General features: G+C 65.1%; 14 protein-coding genes, 1 tRNA gene and 1 pseudogene. 8 read left to right on the forward strand and 8 right to left on the reverse strand.

The window, feature by feature from the left end; genetic code table 11:
* The first annotated feature begins 93 nt into the window (after positions 1 to 93).
* Positions 94 to 1497, forward strand: a complete 1404-nt coding sequence (locus A5788_RS03975; protein WP_064867278.1) for a glutamate decarboxylase — start codon at positions 94 to 96, stop codon at positions 1495 to 1497.
* 15 nt (positions 1498 to 1512) lie between these two features.
* Entirely contained in the window at positions 1513 to 2874 is a 1362-nt protein-coding gene (locus A5788_RS03980; protein ID WP_082937869.1) for a dipeptidase, read from the forward strand.
* Positions 2875 to 2881: 7 nt separating this feature from the next.
* Here the strand turns inward: A5788_RS03980 and A5788_RS03985 are convergent, their stop codons facing one another.
* The 3 genes and pseudogenes from A5788_RS03985 to A5788_RS03995 form a co-directional block, all read right to left on the reverse strand.
* Positions 2882 to 3928: an acyl-CoA dehydrogenase family protein gene (locus tag A5788_RS03985; protein WP_064867280.1), complete on the reverse strand. Its 1047-nt coding sequence runs from the start codon at positions 3926 to 3928 to the stop codon at positions 2882 to 2884.
* 57 nt (positions 3929 to 3985) lie between these two features.
* A pseudogene (locus A5788_RS03990) lies at positions 3986 to 4617 on the reverse strand (lipocalin family protein).
* 284 nt (positions 4618 to 4901) lie between these two features.
* A complete protein-coding gene (locus A5788_RS03995) occupies positions 4902 to 5309 on the reverse strand; it encodes a DUF7144 family membrane protein (protein ID WP_005208248.1) in 408 nt (135 codons plus the stop codon).
* Positions 5310 to 5626: 317 nt separating this feature from the next.
* Between A5788_RS03995 and A5788_RS04000 the strand changes: the two genes are divergently transcribed.
* Positions 5627 to 5700 (forward strand) — tRNA-Pro (locus A5788_RS04000).
* A gap of 145 nt (positions 5701 to 5845) precedes the next feature.
* On the opposite strand, the gene A5788_RS04005 is transcribed toward A5788_RS04000, so the two are convergent.
* Together A5788_RS04005 and A5788_RS04010 are read right to left on the reverse strand one after the other, a co-directional pair.
* Entirely contained in the window at positions 5846 to 6892 is a 1047-nt protein-coding gene (locus A5788_RS04005) for a metallophosphoesterase (RefSeq protein ID WP_197494472.1), read from the reverse strand.
* Between the two features lie 117 nt (positions 6893 to 7009).
* Complete coding sequence (locus A5788_RS04010) at positions 7010 to 9463, reverse strand: penicillin-binding protein (RefSeq protein WP_064867316.1); 2454 nt, start codon at positions 9461 to 9463, stop codon at positions 7010 to 7012.
* Between the two features lie 431 nt (positions 9464 to 9894).
* Here A5788_RS04010 and A5788_RS04015 point away from each other — a divergent pair, with 431 nt between their 5' ends.
* Positions 9895 to 10206 carry a WhiB family transcriptional regulator gene (locus tag A5788_RS04015; RefSeq protein WP_049700561.1) on the forward strand — a complete coding sequence of 104 codons (312 nt, stop codon included), beginning with the start codon at positions 9895 to 9897 and terminating at the stop codon, positions 10204 to 10206.
* 13 nt (positions 10207 to 10219) lie between these two features.
* Here the strand turns inward: A5788_RS04015 and A5788_RS04020 are convergent, their stop codons facing one another.
* Genes A5788_RS04020 through A5788_RS04030 form a run of 3 tightly spaced genes read right to left on the reverse strand, consistent with a single transcriptional unit; the run spans position 10220 to position 13192 of the window.
* Positions 10220 to 11032 carry an alpha/beta fold hydrolase gene (locus A5788_RS04020; RefSeq protein ID WP_064867282.1) on the reverse strand — a complete coding sequence of 271 codons (813 nt, stop codon included), beginning with the start codon at positions 11030 to 11032 and terminating at the stop codon, positions 10220 to 10222.
* A gap of 7 nt (positions 11033 to 11039) precedes the next feature.
* The gene (locus A5788_RS04025) at positions 11040 to 12149 is read right to left on the reverse strand and encodes an ArsA family ATPase (RefSeq protein ID WP_064867284.1); all 1110 of its coding nucleotides are present in this window, start codon (positions 12147 to 12149) and stop codon (positions 11040 to 11042) included.
* On the reverse strand, positions 12149 to 13192 hold the full coding sequence (locus A5788_RS04030; RefSeq protein ID WP_064867286.1) for an ArsA family ATPase: 1044 nt from the start codon (positions 13190 to 13192) through the stop codon (positions 12149 to 12151). Before A5788_RS04030 ends, A5788_RS04025 begins: the two co-directional genes overlap by 1 nt.
* 43 nt (positions 13193 to 13235) lie before the next feature.
* Between A5788_RS04030 and A5788_RS23790 the strand changes: the two genes are divergently transcribed.
* The 4 genes from A5788_RS23790 to A5788_RS04045 all read left to right on the forward strand — a co-directional run bounded on the left by A5788_RS23790 (position 13236) and on the right by A5788_RS04045 (position 15634).
* Positions 13236 to 13400 (forward strand): DUF4177 domain-containing protein, encoded by a 165-nt coding sequence (locus tag A5788_RS23790; protein WP_005208255.1) that lies wholly within the window; start codon positions 13236 to 13238, stop codon positions 13398 to 13400.
* Between the two features lie 10 nt (positions 13401 to 13410).
* Positions 13411 to 13887: a RidA family protein gene (locus A5788_RS04035; RefSeq protein WP_064867288.1), complete on the forward strand. Its 477-nt coding sequence runs from the start codon at positions 13411 to 13413 to the stop codon at positions 13885 to 13887.
* 13 nt (positions 13888 to 13900) lie between these two features.
* Positions 13901 to 14665, forward strand: a complete 765-nt coding sequence (locus A5788_RS04040; protein ID WP_064867290.1) for a sulfite exporter TauE/SafE family protein — start codon at positions 13901 to 13903, stop codon at positions 14663 to 14665.
* Between the two features lie 69 nt (positions 14666 to 14734).
* The gene (locus A5788_RS04045) at positions 14735 to 15634 is read left to right on the forward strand and encodes an MBL fold metallo-hydrolase (protein ID WP_231894116.1); all 900 of its coding nucleotides are present in this window, start codon (positions 14735 to 14737) and stop codon (positions 15632 to 15634) included.
* The last annotated feature ends 5 nt before the right edge of the window (positions 15635 to 15639 follow it).

The raw sequence follows: 15639 nt of genomic DNA on the forward strand, positions 1-15639 counted from the left end.
TTCGGTTCTCTTTGTGCAGCTATGGCCGCGGCCACGCCGCGATGTCGGTACGGTCATGAGGAACCTTCAGGAGGAACACTAAGGAGTAGCCCGATGCCTTCGGACGACCGCAAGAGTGTATTCAGGACCAATCTGAGCGACTCCCTGTCGCTCCCCGTCTTCTCCCGCAGCGGCGAGGCAACCGAATTGCCGAAGTTCTCCCTGGCGAGAGATTCGATGCTGCCAGAAACGGCCTACCAGATCGTCCACGACGAAGCGATGCTCGACGGCAATGCCCGACTCAACCTGGCGACCTTCGTCACCACTTGGATGGACGATCACGCCAACCGCCTGTATGCGGAGTCGTTCGACAAGAACGAGATCGACAAGGACGAGTATCCAGCGACCGCCGCCGTCGAGGAACGCTGTTGGCGCATCATCGCAGACCTGTGGCATGCGCCTGATCCCGGGCACACCATCGGTACAGCTACCGTCGGCTCGTCCGACGCGTCGATGCTCGGCGGCTTGGCACTCAAGCGGCGATGGCAAGATGCGCGCAAAGCCGCGGGCAAGCCATTCGACAAGCCGAATCTCGTGCTCTCGAGCGCCGTGCAAGTCTGCTGGGAGAAGTTCTGCAACTATTGGGACGTCGAACCGCGATTTGTGCCCTGCACGCCCGAACACTTTGTATTCGACGGCACCGACCTCGAGAACTACGTCGACGAGAACACCATCGGCGTGGTCGCGATAATGGGCGTCACGTTCAATGGGCTCTACGAACCGGTGAAGCAGATCTCGGCGAAACTCGACGAGATCGAGCAGAAGACCGGGCTCGATATAAAGATCCACGTCGACGCTGCGTCGGGCGGCTTCGTCGCACCCTTCTGCCAACCAGACCTCGAGTGGGATTTTCGGGTGTCGAGGGTCGCATCGATCAATGCGTCAGGTCACAAATACGGCTTGGTATATCCAGGCATTGGTTGGGCGGTGTGGCGGGACAAGGCCGCTATGCCAGAGAGCCTGATCTTCCACGTCAGCTATCTCGGTGGTGACCTGCCGACCCTTGCGCTGCCGTTCTCACGACCCGGCGCCCAGGTGCTCTTGCAGTATTACAACTTCTTGCGCCTGGGGTTCGAGGGCTATCGTGCCACGCAGCAGGAATCCCTCGATGTGGCCCAGTACATTTCGGGCGAGATCGCTGCGATGGAGCCCTTTGAGCTGGTGAGCAAGGGCGACACCATCCCTGTGTTCGCCTGGCGCATCAAGGAGGGTTACACCTCGACGTGGACCCTGTACGACCTCGCTGACAGACTTCGACTTCGCGGATGGCTGGTGCCCGCGTATCCGATGGCCGACGACATGTCGAACCTGGTCCTGCAGCGCGTCGTCGTCAAGAACGGGATGAGTCACGATCTCGCGGTCGCGCTCGTGGCCGACATCAAGAGCCAGGTCAGCTACCTCGAAACCCTTGAGGCACCGCTGCCACGCGACGGAAGCGGCCCGAACTTTCATCACTGACGGGATACTTGAGGGGTGACTGAGTCAAACGATGTCGAGACCCTCCGTACCCGCGTCCACGAGCTGATGCCACAGGCCCGCAGCGACCTCGCCGAGATGGTTGCCTTCAAATCCGTCTACGATCCCGCCGGAGAGCCCCCGCCCGACTGTGACGAGATGGTCGAGTGGCTGATTGCGGCGTTCACCGAGGTCGGGGTGCACGACGTCGAAGCGCATGTGACCGCCGACGGAAGCAAGGCCGTGACCGGACACATCCCCGGACCGCCCAGTGCGCCGACCGTGCTGCTCTACTTTCACCACGACGTGCAGCCGCCGATGGACCTCAACGCGTGGAAGTCGCCCGCATGGGAGCTCACCGAACGTGACGGCCGCTGGTACGGGCGGGGTGCGGCAGATTGCAAGGGCAACATCGCCGTCCACCTCACCGCGCTGCGCGCACTCGCGGGCGAGGCCGGAGTGAACATCAAGATCATCGGCGAGGGCTCGGAGGAGCAGGGTTCGGGAGGCATCGAGGACTTTGTGCCGAAGCATCCCGAATTGCTCGACGCCGACGCCATTCTCATCTGCGACTCCGGCAATTGCACTGTCGGACAACCGACTTTGACGACGAGCCTGCGTGGTGTCGCCAACGTGGTCGTGAGTGTCGAAACACTGGAATCGGCAATGCATTCGGGCATGTTCGGTGGTGCGGCTCCCGACGCCTTGGCGGCATTGATCTCTATGCTCGCGAGCTTGCGCGACGAGCACGGGAACACCACGGTCCGCGGGCTGGACGCCACACAGGAATTCGACGGCATCGACTATCCCGCAGAGGATTTCCGACGCGACGCCACCGTCCTCGACGGCGTCGATGTCGTTGGGTCCGGCCGTATTTCGGACATGGTGTGGGCGCGCCCCGCCGCCACGGTGCTCGGCATCGACTGTTCGCCGGTCGTCGGGTCGTCGGCCGCGGTGACTCCACGAGCACGTGCACGGATCAACCTGCGGGTGCCGCCCGGCATGGACGCGAAGGTCGCACAAGACGCGCTGATCGCGCACCTCGAAGAGGTCGCGCCCTGGCACGTCAAGATCTCGGTCGAGCGCGAGGCCATCGGGGCGCCATTCTCCGGATCGACCGAGGGGCCGGCCTTCGACGCGTTGGTCGACGCGATGAGTTCCGCATACGGGCGCGACGTGGTCATGCAGGGGCAGGGCGGATCGATTCCACTGTGTACCGTGCTGCAGCAGACCTTCCCCGACGCCGAGATCATGCTGCTCGGTGTCGAAGAGCCGTCGTGTCTGATCCACGCGCCCAACGAGAGTGTCGACCCGTCGGAGATCGAGAACCTGGCCATCGCGGAGGCCTTGTTCCTGCGCGACTACGTGCGGCCGGAGTAGTCGACGACTAGTCCTCCTCCCCGCTGAAGCGTTGCAGGAGTAGGCCTTTCAGTTCGGGGCGACTTGCGGCGACAAGGGTGAACGTCGCTTCGCGGGAGAGTCGGTCGGCGTCGCTTCCGACAATCAGTGCGCGGCCGCCGTCTGCTGCCACGAGCGCGGCGGCGGCGTCGACAGCCAGTTGCGCTCCGTCGGCGCGTGCGGCGAGCAACGCGTCGGCGTCGGCGAGTGAGGTGTCGAGGCGGGTGCGGATCTCGCTGCCGCGCTCGCGGAGTCGTCGTGCCTGCGCGGTTGCGCCACCGCGGTCGAGCAGCGCTGTGCATCGGCGGAGAATTCCGAACGGCAGTGCGCCGTTGAGTCGGATGCCGATGTTCTGGTTGGCGAAGAAGGCGTCGAGCGCGACTCTGCTGACCACGAGTGCGTCGGGAACCGGCAGCGAATCGACACGCAGGCTGACGGTGTGCGACGCGTTGGCCGCGGTGAGTCGCATCGGCGAGACCGTGATGGCTGCCGACATCGGGTGGGTGGGAACGATCGCGGCGATGACGTCGTCGGTGTCGACGTCTCGCGCCGAGATCTGCAGCAGGTCGATGTGGCCCCACCCGCTGACGAACGGCGCGTATCCCGAGAAGACCCAGCCGCCGTCGGTACGCGACGCACTCATCCGTGGCGGTGTCGGTACGGCACCCGCGTAGGCGACGCCCGCGCGAGTGCGGCCGGTCACGGCGTCGGCGAGGAGTTCGGTGCGTAGGGCGTCGTTGGTGGTGCTTGCCAGCGAGATGACGACACCGTGGTGCTGCAGCCAGGTGAACGCCGTGGAGAGGCAGCCGCTGGTGAGGACTTCGATGATCTCGATGACCTGAGTGAGTTCGAGTCCGGGGCCGCCAACCGCTTGCGGTGCCGCGACGCCGTACAGCCCGGCGTCGGCGAGTGCCTTCCAGTGGGAGGCAGGCACCTCTCCCGTGCGGTCGACCTCTGCTGCGTCGGGAAAGAGGAGGTCGTCGGCGATGCGGTAAGCGGCGTCGATGAGCGCGGTGGGGCTTGGCGCGGTGTCCACGCGTTCAGGGTAATCGGCCGGGCGGCGAACTCGAGCCGAGCTCGCCGCCCGGATTGATCAGACGGTGCAGAGTGGCGAGTAGTCCGAGCGGCCACCCGTGATGGGGGAGATCAGGAAGGTGCACGAGTTGAAGCCCAACGACTCCGTCTTGAGCCGCAGCATGTGCAGCTGCTCGTTGCTCACGACCTTCTCTCGGCTCAGCACGAAACCCGACAGCCGGTACGGGTCACCGACGATCGCGTACTCATAGGGGCCCTTCGGATCCTTGCCATCCGCGACCCACGCGATCACGTAATTGGGGAACGAACCGGTGTTGATCGTGTTCGGGATTCCCGGAAAAGAGACTGCCAGCGCGGCATTGCTCTTCTTGGGATCGACGACGGTCGCTTTTCCCTTGATCCCGTCGGGTTGTCCGGTGAAGCTGGTGCATTTGTTGTCGACGCCGACCGTCGTCGAGTTGATCAGCGTGTAGGTGGCGTTGGTGTCCTTGGCGCAGCGGATTCCGTAGAACGCCGGAATGGTGGCCTGCTGCCACCAGGTTCCGAGGTAGCGCTCGACGTCGAGGTTCTTCACCGGTGGAGCGTGGTGTCGGCGCGTGCGGGCGCGGGTATCGACAGCAGCGCTGTCATGGCGGCGAGCAGTGCTGTGGCGAGTACGACGAGAATCCGGACGGGACGCTGCGTGTGCATCGGACGACTCCTGGGGTCGGGTGGGGTCATGGAACGTTGCAGGATTCGACGCCGATGACACGGCGGATTGGTTCGCGGGCCACGTCTGTCGCGCGAAGAGTGCGGTCCCGATCAGCGGCTTGCCCGTTTTCAGTCATTTTCTCGCCGACCGTCGACGACGACCTGGGCTTTTGCCGATCGACACCGCCCCAAATGACTGAAAACGGGAATGACTGAAAACGGGCGAGCCCTTGTCCAGGGCTCGCCCGCTTTGCTGTGAGTTGGCAGGTCAGGGAGTCAGCGTGTCAGACGACGTCGGGTTCCCAGGTGGACACGGCCCAGATGACCACGATGTCGAGGACGATGATCAGGATCGCCCACCACGGGTTGTAGGGCAGCCAGAGGAACTGCGCGATGATCGAGAGGGACGCGATGATGATCGCCGAGACTCGCGCCCATCCGGAGCCGACCGCCAGGCCGCCCGCGACGATGATCGCGATGATGCCGATGATCAGATGAATCCAGCCCCACGTGGTGAGGTTGAACTTGTAGATGTAATCGGGAGTGGCGACATAGAGGTTGTCGCCCGCGATCGCGGAGATTCCGGCGAAGACGCCGACGATGCCCGCCACGAACAGAAGTGCAGCGGCCACGACGGTGATTCCGAATGCGGTGCCTTGTTTCGCCTCGTACTTCTCGAACTCACTACTCATGTGCCCGTACCTTTCGCATTGTCGATTCTGATGAATTGGTCGCGCTGGTCGAGAGGTGATTGTTCTGGTTCGGACACTAGTGACCACAGGGGCAGATGTGTCCTTTTTGTGTGGTAGTGATGCCAAACCTTGTCTCAGAATGCGTTGTTCTGAGTCCTTGGGCGATCACGGTGGTCGGATTGTGTTCCGGTGATTCCCGTTGCCCGCGTCTGGATTCGCGCGCTGCGGCCGCCTGTTTGCGTTGGCTGCAATCGACACTCTGACCAGGCGATTTAGTGGCTGGGCGGTCGCGGGGGTAAGCTATCGCAGGTTGCACACGGGGTGTGGCGCAGCTTGGTAGCGCGCTTCGTTCGGGACGAAGAGGTCGTGGGTTCGAATCCCGCCACCCCGACAACGGATCTGGTTGAACCGGATCCGACAAGGCTTCTTGTGGTTGAGAAGTAGTAGCAGGCCCTGACCCGGAGTGATCCAGGTCAGGGCCTCCTCGTTTCTATGGGGCTATCGCTTGTTTCTGCGTGGCTGTCGGCCTCGAGCCGTCAGCTCGTCTCGGAGGCCAGCTGTGGCAGCGAGTGGTCTTCGTCGAATTCGGCGTTGCCGTGCGAGACCGGTGTGAGGGTCAGCAGGCTGGCTTCGGGGCGGCAGCAGAACCGCGCGGGCGCCCACGGTGAGGTGCCGAGTCCGGCGCTGACGTGCAACTTCATCGACGTGCCCCAATTCGACGGCCCCTTGACGCGGGAACGGTCGAGGTGGCAATTGGTGACAATGGCCCCGATGCCGGGCAGGCAGAGCTGTCCGCCGTGCGTGTGGCCGGCCATCACGAGGTCGTAGCCGTCGTCGGCGAAGCGGTCGAGGACGCGCGGCTCGGGCGAGTGCGTCAATCCCAGGCGCAGGTGCGCGAGTGGGTTGGGGCGCCCTGCGATGGTGTCGTAGCGGTCGCGCTCGATGTGCGGGTCGTCGACGCCCGATGCGACGACGCGGACCCCGGACACCTCGAGCTCGCGTACGGAGTGCGTCGCGTCGAGCCAGCCGCGCTCGATGAACGCCGCGCGCAGATCCTGCCAGGGCAGCGGGGTGCCGTGGGTGCGCTCGTGATCGGTCTTGAAGTACTTCAGTGGGTTCTTGGGGCTCGGACCGAAGTAGTCGTTGGAACCGAACACGAAAAGCCCTGGGCGCGAAAGCAATCCACCAAGCGACTGGATCACGGCAGGCACCGCGCCGGGGTGGGCGAGGTTGTCGCCGGTGTTGACGACGAGGTCGGGTTCGAGCGACTCGAGCTCAGACACCCAGGCCTGCTTGAGGCGCTGGTTGGGCGTCATGTGCAGATCGCTGATGTGCAGGACGCGCAGCGGTGCGGCGCCCGGTTCGAGGACCGACATGGTGGCGTGCCGCAACGTGAAGGCGTTGCGCTCGATCACCGTCGAATAGAAGAGTCCGCCCGCGGCGAGGCCCGCCGCTGCGCCGACCGCACGCGCGGTGCGGTGCGACGCCAGTTGCTCACGGAACAGCCCCGACGGAGTAGACGACGCGATAGACGAGATTGCGGCCCGCACCCGTGATGCGGCATCCGAGTGGACATCAGACATTCACCCAGGATACGCGCCACGGTGGTCGGCCAACCACCTCAACAGCACGTCTCGGCGAGCGCACGCCGGCGAACTCACCCCTCCGGCGTCAAAGCCGGGGAGCCCCACCGGTCGGCGTCAGCCGGGAAGCTGGATCACCACCGGACCGACGCCCGGTACCTGCACCGTGGTCTGTGTCGGGCCGGGGCTGTCGCCGCTGTCGTTCTTTCTGCCGTTGCTCACGTAGATCGTGACAGTGCTGCCGGGCATCGCCGAGTCGGACGGCGCGGTGAACACCACCGTGCCCTGCTGCCTGCCGCTGTCGACCTCCAACTGGTTCACCTTGAAGCCCGCTTCTTGCAGACGCGACGTCGCGTCGCTGGCGGGCAGTCCCGTGACCTGCGGTATCCGACCGCTGTTATTGCCGTTCATGTAGCGCGGGTCGGCGGGTGGGAGGCTGACCGGACCGAACTTCGTCGCGATCGGGGTGAGTGCCGAGTACCACGTCCGCGCGGGTTCCATGCCGCCGTAGATGTCGCCCTCGCCGCACAGCCGTGCCGGTCCGGAGCAGACACCCGACGGGTTGGGGCCGTCGGAGTAGACGTAGGTGGCCGCAGCCATCTGGTTGGTGAACCCGACGAACGCCGCCGAGCGGTGTGCTTCCGTCGTACCGGTCTTGCCCGACATCGGTAGGTTCCAGCCCGATGCGCCTGCCGCGCCCGCGGACGTGCCGCCGCCCCTGTCGTCCTGGCTCATCAGATTGGCCATCGTGTTGGCCATACCGGGTTCGACGACCCGTTCACATCCGGGCGGATTGAACGCGACCGGAGTGGTCGCGGGCTTGCCGTCGGGGTCCAGGACCGGGTTGCCGTACTGGTCGCGCTTGATCTTGCTGATCGACTTGATCGGGTTCGGTGGGCACCACATGCCGCCGGAGCCGAGGGTCGCTGCCACGTTCGAGAGCTCGATGGCGTTGACCGGCCAGGGGCCGAGTGTGAACGAACCGAGATTGCCGTCCTTGACGTACTGCGCGATGCTCTTGTCGCCGAAGCCCGATGAGCCGGGCACCGTGTACGAACGCATGCCGAGGCGGACGGCCATATCGACCGCCGGCTTCACGCCGACCTGCTGCAGCAACTTGACGAAGGCCGTGTTGGGCGACAGTGCAAGTGCCTGCGTGATCGACATCGACGCCGGGTACTTACCGTCGTTCTTGACGCAGTAGAAGTTGACGGGGCAGCCGAAGGCTCCGCCGCTGTCGCCCATGCCCTCGACCGCGATGCTGCCGGGCACTGGGATGTTGGAGTTGCCCGGCAAACCCTTCTCGAGGCCCGCGGCGACGGTGAAGATCTTGAAGACCGAGCCCGCGCCGTCGCCGACCAGCGAGAAGGGTTGCGGCTGCACGGTCTGCGACGCGTTGGCGTTGAGTCCGTAATTGCGGCTCGACGCCATCGACAGGACGTCGTGCGAGCGGGTGCCCGGCCGGATCACGCTCATGACAGCGGCGACACCGTCGGCGTCGGGGCTGACGTTGGCTTGCGCCGACCGCACGCTGTTGCGTTGCACCTCGGGGTTGAGAGTGGTCTGGATGATGTAGCCACCGCGCGTGACCGATGATCGCGACATGCCGTTCTCGGCCAGGAACTGCAGTGCGTAGTCGCAGAAGAAGCCGTTGTTGTCGGCGCCGATGCAGCCCTGGACGGGCGTCCGCGGCTGGGGGAGAACACCGAGCGGAGCCTTCTTGGCTGCCTCGAGCTCTGCGCGTCGCTCGGGGAAGTTGACGATCATCGTGTCGAGGACGGTGTTGCGTCGCTCGGTCGCCGCCTCGGGATTGCTGTAGGGATTGAGTGCAGAACTCGACTGCACCATGCCTGCGAGCAGCGCCGATTCGCCGACGTTCAGATCCTTGGCGCTCTTGCCGAAGTACGTCTGTGCCGCAGCCTCGATGCCGTAAGCGTTGTTACCGAACGGCACCACGTTGAGGTAGCGGGTGACGATCTGCTTCTTCGCCTCCTGCTTGGCGGCGGCGTCGTCGAGTCCCTTTCGTTTCGCCTCGTCGCGAAGCGACTGTTCCATCGTGAGCGCCATGCGCACCTCACGCAGCTTGCGCGCGGGCGTCGTCTCGATGGCTGCCTGGCGGTCGGCTTCGGTCCGGGCGAGCACGAGGAGCTGGTAGTTCTTGATGTACTGCTGATCCAGCGTCGATGCACCCTGCTGCACTTCGCCCGAAGACGAGTTCTTGAGGAACGCGCGGATCGTGCCCTTCCAGTCGACGCCGTCGTGCTCGAGGAAGCGTCTGTCCTCGATCGAGATGATCGCGCGGATCATGTCGGGGGAGATGTCGTTGTATCCGACCTGGTACCTGTACTGGTCGAAGAGTCGCGCGATGGGTGTCCCCGCCGCGTCGGTCATCGTCGTGACCTCCGGCAGCGTTCCGCTGAGCAACTCCGACGAGACGTTCTCTACTGCCGACGCCGCGCGATTCGACGCGATACCCACGCCGCTGGCCGCGGGATAGAGCAATCCGGCAACGAGCACGCCGGCCAGCACGCATGCCCCTGCGAGCGACCACAGCTTCTTCGACTTCGGCACATCGGACAGGATACGTGTGATTTCTGAGACAACCGCGTGGCCCGCCGATGAGGTGCCCGACGGTCTGCTCCGGCGCGCATCGCCGGCCTGAATCCGCACCCGGCGCGTCGAGTCGATGGGGTCTTTGTCGGCGGTTTTGTCTGTTTCCCTGCGAGTTTGCACGGTTGTGCCAGTTTTCTCCGGTTCAGGGGTTGCGGACGCATGCACAGATCCTTAGATTGAGTGCAGAATGTGACTCACATAACAACGGAGACCAGAAGTGGTACGGGCATCTACGAATGGTCGACCGCCGCGGAATCGGTGACGTGGTGTGGGAGGCGAGCATTCGCCGGCAACGACGCAGGGTCGTTGTGCCGGGCACGGGTCGCGCACAGCGCGCAACGACAAGGGGCGCGCACAGCGCGCAACGACAAAAAGACAGGGGTCGGCTCATGGCGACAGCGGCGGTATCGACCAACGAAACTCGACTGACGTGGGTGGCACGGGCGCGTTGCCGTGGCGAGGATCCCGATGAACTCTTCGTTCGTGGAGCGGCTCAGCGGAAAGCCGCAGTCATCTGCCGCCACTGCCCGGTGCAACTCGAATGCGGAGCCGACGCTCTCGACAACCGCGTCGAGTTCGGAGTGTGGGGTGGCATGACCGAACGTCAGCGTCGTGCATTGCTGCGTCAGCACCCCGAGGTGACCTCGTGGGCAGAGTTCTTCGCTGCCCAGCGCCGACGCCGCGAGGTATCCGTCGGCTGATCTCGTCCCGGGTTCAACCCCAGGGCGAACGGGGAAACCCGTTGCGCAGGAACGAGATCAGCAATGCATTGAGTGCGTCGGGTTGCTCAGCGGGCACCATGTGACTGCCCGGCAGTACCGCCAGACGTGCATGCGGGAGTGCGGCTACGACAGCCGAACTGTGATCGAGTGTCACCTCGTCGCGGTCTCCCTGCAGAACCATCGTCGGAGTCATGATCGACGTCAACGAGTTCAGATCTATCCGCGGTTCCGTGGCGAACAGGTGCTTCATCTTCGCGTCGAACGTCGTGAAATGGTCGGCGCCGTCGGGCGAAAGCGCAGCGTACTGCGACCGCAGGCCCGCCATCGCACTCCCAGAATCGAGAAGTTCGGTCAGCGGGCTGTCGGCAACCTTGCCGTCGTCGTTGTAGTACTGGCCGATCAACACCATGCGCGTGATCTTCTCGGCGCGATCGCGCGCGGCCAGTAGAGCGACAGCGGCGCCGTCGCTCCAGCCGACGAGATGTGCCGGACCCTCGACGTGACGCTCGAGGTAGGCGACCGTGTCGTCGGCCATCGCCTGATACGTGATCGGGCCATCGACATCGGGCGTGCGCGCGTGCCCCCGACGTTCGGGGACGTGTACGCGGAATCCGGCCTCGACCAACACCGGCGCGGTGAGCGCCCACGACGACGCCCCGCCGTACCCTCCGTGCAGCAGGACGACGGCCGGTCCGCTCCCCGCGACCTCGTGCCATTCGCGGTGACCTGCGACGTCGACGTAGGAGCCGTCGAATCCGCGGAGCGTGGCCGTCGGCTGCGTGCGTGCCTGCCGACGTTGCGCCATCAGATGTTCAGCCCCTGCCGGTGATCTCTTCCGCGACGGCGTGCAGCGCGTCGAGGTCGGCGACCTCGAACGGCAGCGACGGAACGCCGACGATCGGAACCGTCGGGTGCGACGCGGTAAATCGCTGCAGGAGGTGCAGTTCGCGTTTGCCGGTGGCCGCGCGCGCGGCGTGCAGTCTGAGCACGCCCTCTGTGAGGTCGTCGGTGACTCGTTCCAGAGCGACGTGGGCGGCTTCTTCGGAGATGCTCGTCAGGTTGGGGTGTGTGCGGTTGAGGATCAAGCCCGCCAACGGCATCGACTCCTCGCTGAGACGGTCGACGAAGAACGCGGCCTCGCGCAGGGCGTCGGGTTCGGCCGCCGCGACCACCGCAAACCGGGTGCCGGGTTGTTTGAGTAGCTCATAGGTGCGCAGTGCGCGCTCCTGGAAGCCACCGAACATCGAATCCAGCGATTGCACGAATGTCGCGACGTCGCGCAGCATGTCGCCGCCGATGATCGTCGACACACCTCGCATCGCGAGGCTCATCGCGCCGGTGACCATGCGCCCGACGCCGCGTCCGCCGCCGACGAGCACCTTCATCAGGCGTCCCGACAGGAACGAGCCGAGGCGTTGCGGGGCGTCGAGGAAGTCGAGTGCATTCCGCGACGGTGGGGTGTCGACGACGATGAGGTCCCAGCGATCCTGCTCGAGCAGCTTGCCGAGCTTCTCCATCGCCATGTACTCCTGCGTGCCGGAGAACGACGACGCGACGGTCTGATAGAAGGAGTTCTCCATGATCGCCGCCGCGCGCTCGGGCGTCGAATGTTCGAGCACCATGTCGTCGAAGGTGCGTCGCATGTCGAGCATCATCGCGTCGAGCGAACCGGAGCCGTCTGCGGTGACCGGTGAGACGGTGACCGGCTGAGGGTCGTTGGTCAGCTCGGTCATGCCGAGCGACTGCGCGAGTCGTCGAGCGGGGTCGATGGTGAGAACCGCGACGTTGCGGCCGTGCTCGGCGGCGTACACAGCCATCGCGGCGGCGGTGGTCGTCTTGCCGACACCGCCTGCGCCACAACAGATCACGACGCGGGTTTCGGGATCGGTGAGAACGGAGCCCATCTTGAGGTCGAGCGGCATCACGCACCGGCTTTCTGCAGCAGGTTGGCCAATTCGTAGAGCGAGCCGAGGTCGATGCCCTCGTCGAGCAGCGGTAGCTCGAGTGTCGGCACCTCGACCTCGTCGAGCTGAGCCTTCGCGACCTGCTGGGCCTGCAGGCGCGTCGCGTGCTCGATGCTCTCGGTGAGCACACCCGCGAGGTCGGTCTCGGAGACCGGCATCTGCGCGTCGGCGAGACTCGACGCGATCCTCGGGGCGTCGATGACTCCCTCGGCGATCGCGTCGATCTCATCAGCAGGGAGATAGACGGGACTGACCTTGTTGATGATGAGCGTGCCGACGTTGACGTCCTTGGACCGCAGGTCGTCGACGGCCTCGACGGTTTCCTGGATGGGCATCGCCTCCAGGAGTGTCACCAGGTGGACGACGGTTTCTTCCGAGTGCAGCAGCCGGGCGACGCCGTCGCTCTGATTGCGGATCGGTCCGGTCTTCGCCAAATCGGCCATCGCGGTGGTGACGTCGAGGAAGTTGCCGATCCGGCCGGTCGGCGGGGCGTCGACGACGACGGCGTCGTACACGCGGTTGCCCGCTTTGTCGGTGTGGATGATCCGCTCTTTGATCTTGCCGGTGAGCAGCACGTCACGGAGGCCGGGCGCGACCGTCGTGACGAAGTCGATTGCGCCGATGCGCTTCATCGCGCGCCCGGCGAATCCCAGGTTGTAGAACATGTCGAGGTATTCGAGCAGCGCGTGTTCGATGTCGATGGCGAGCGCCCACACCTCGCCGCCCCCCTCTGCGGTGGCGATGCGGGTGTCGTTCGGTGGGAGGGGCGGGATGTCGAAGAGCTGGGCAATTCCCTGACGTCCCTCGCACTCGACGAGCAGCACCCGTTTGCCGTCGGCTGCCAGCGCCAACGCCAGGGCTGCTGCGACGGTTGTCTTGCCGGTTCCGCCCTTGCCGGAGACAAAGTGCAGGCGCGCACGCGAAGCGCTGTCCGGCCAGGTGTTCTCGGCTTCGTCGGCGGTGCCTGGCAGTGTCTCCCCGTCGGCTGTTTTGTCGGCCACAGGTTCACCTTAGATGCTGGGTGTCTCGGGATAGGGTGGGTCCATGACTGAAGTGACCGCCTGGGAGTACGCGACGGTGCCGCTGCTGACGCACGCCACGAAACAGATCCTCGACACCTGGGGTGCCGACGGATGGGAACTGGTCAGCGTGCTGCCCGGTCCGACCGGCGAACAACACGTGGCATATCTCAAGCGACCCAAGGGCTGAGGAGCGTTCCATGAGCTGGAGTGAGCGACTTCCGCAGATCGGCATCGTCCTGCCTCCCGCAGCCAAGCCGGTGGCCAATTACGTTCCGGCCGTACGCATCGGGAACCTGGTCTACACGTCGGGGCAGTTGCCCTTCGTGTCGGGCAAACTCGAGTTCCGGGGCAAGGTCCATGAGGGTGCAGACGGCACCGTCACCCCGGAACAGGCGGTCAGTGCTGCCAGGCAGTGCACGCTCAACGCGTTGTCGGCGATCGACGCGCTCGTCGGACTCGACTCGATCACTCGCATCGTGAAGGTGACCGGATACGTCGCCTCCGGTCCGGGCTTCTCCGGCCAGCCGCAGGTGCTCAACGGCGCGTCGGATCTGCTCGCCGATATCTTCGGCGAAGCCGGTGTCCACGCGCGTTCTGCCGTCGGCGTTGCCGAACTGCCGTTGGCGTCGCCCGTAGAGGTCGAGCTGATCGTCGAGGTCACGCCCGAGTCGTGATACCCACCGACTGGTGAGTCTCGACGTCGTAGTCCTCTTCGTCGCGGCCGTCGCCGCGGGTTGGGTCGACGCCGTCGTCGGCGGTGGCGGGCTGATCATGATCCCGGCGTTGCTGATCACCAACCCCGGACTGGCGCCGGCGACGGCGCTCGGGACCAACAAGCTGATGGCGATTTTCGGGACGTCGTCGGCCGCGTGGCGCTACTCGCGTCGGGTACCGATGGACATTCGACGTCTCGCCCCGGTCTTCGCCTGCGCGGTCGTCTTCTCCGCTCTGGGTGCGCTCGTCGCGGGTCTGCTGCCCGCCGACGTCTTCACCCCGATCGTGCTGGTCTTGCTGGTCGCCGTTGGTCTGTTCGTCGCTCTCAATCCGCGCTTCGGCTCCCACGAGATGACGGGGAAGTCGCGCCGGTCGATCATTCTCGGGCTGGCGATCTGCGATGTCGTCATCGCGTTTTACGACGGCGTGCTCGGTCCTGGCACCGGCACGTTCCTGATCATCACGCTGACGGCCCTCGTCGGCACGAGCTTTCTGGAAAGTTCCGCGATGGCCAAGGTCATCAACACCGGAACCAACCTCGGCGCGCTCGCGGTGTTCGCGGCGCAGGGGAACGTGATGTGGCTGCTCGGCCTGGCACTGGCCGTCGGAAATATCGCGGGCGCGCAATTGGGTTCGCACATGGCGCTCGGGCGGGGGAGCTCGTTCGTGCGGTGGGTGCTGCTCGCGGTCGTCGTCGTGATGGTCGCGAAGCTCGGCTTCGATATGTGGAGCAAGTAGGGAGCAGCGGTCGGTCGTCGTGGGAGGGCGGCCACATGCGGCCGATGTGAGCCGCATTACGCTGTGTGCATGACGAGTCCAGGCGATCGTGACGACCTCGCCACCACCGCATCCGACGCCACCACCGCATCCGATGCCTCCAGCACGCCCGACGCCGAAACCGATTCGGGCGTATCGCATCCCGCGTACGGGGTGCTGCGTGAGGTGACGCCGTTCGCGTCGGTTCTGTTGTGCGAGAACCCCGGAATGATGGAACTCGACGGCACCAATACGTGGGTGCTGCGTGCTCCGGGAAGTGACGAGTGCGTCGTCGTCGATCCCGGGCCGCGCAAGCACAAGAAGCATGTCAAGCGCATCGCAGAGCAACCGGGAATCGCGCTGACGCTGATCACGCATCGGCACGGCGACCACACCGGAGCAATCACGGCGCTGCACAAGCACACCGGCGTGGCGACGCGGGCGCGGCTTGCCGAACACTCGCGTGGCGCAGCACCTCTCGCCGACCGTGAGGTCATCGAGATCGCCGGCCTGAAGATCACCGTGCTGCACACGCCGGGCCACACCGGCGATTCGGTGAGCTTTCTCGTCGAGTGGGAGAACCAGCGCGCGGTTCTCACCGGCGACACCATCCTCGGAAGTGGCACCACCGTGCTGGATCCCAGCGACGGCACGCTGCGCGATTACCTCAACTCGTTGAACCGGTTGATCGTCGAAGGTGAGGGCGCGGCACTTCTACCTGCTCACGGCCCCGACCATCCCGATCTCGGTCCCGTTGCGCGGTACTACAAGAAGCACCGTGAGGATCGGCTCGACCAGATCGTCGCCGCGCTCGACGACATGGGTGTCTCGGCGAAGAAGGCGAAGCCCATGAAGGTGGTCCGCAAGGTCTACGCCGACGTCGACAAGAAGCTCTGGCCTGCCGCACGTATGTCGGTCAAGGCGCAGTTGGAGTACTTGAAGGCGACGTAGGAAGA

It is taken from the genome of Gordonia sp. 852002-50816_SCH5313054-c, assembly GCF_001665925.1.
Classification (GTDB): domain Bacteria; phylum Actinomycetota; class Actinomycetes; order Mycobacteriales; family Mycobacteriaceae; genus Gordonia; species Gordonia jacobaea.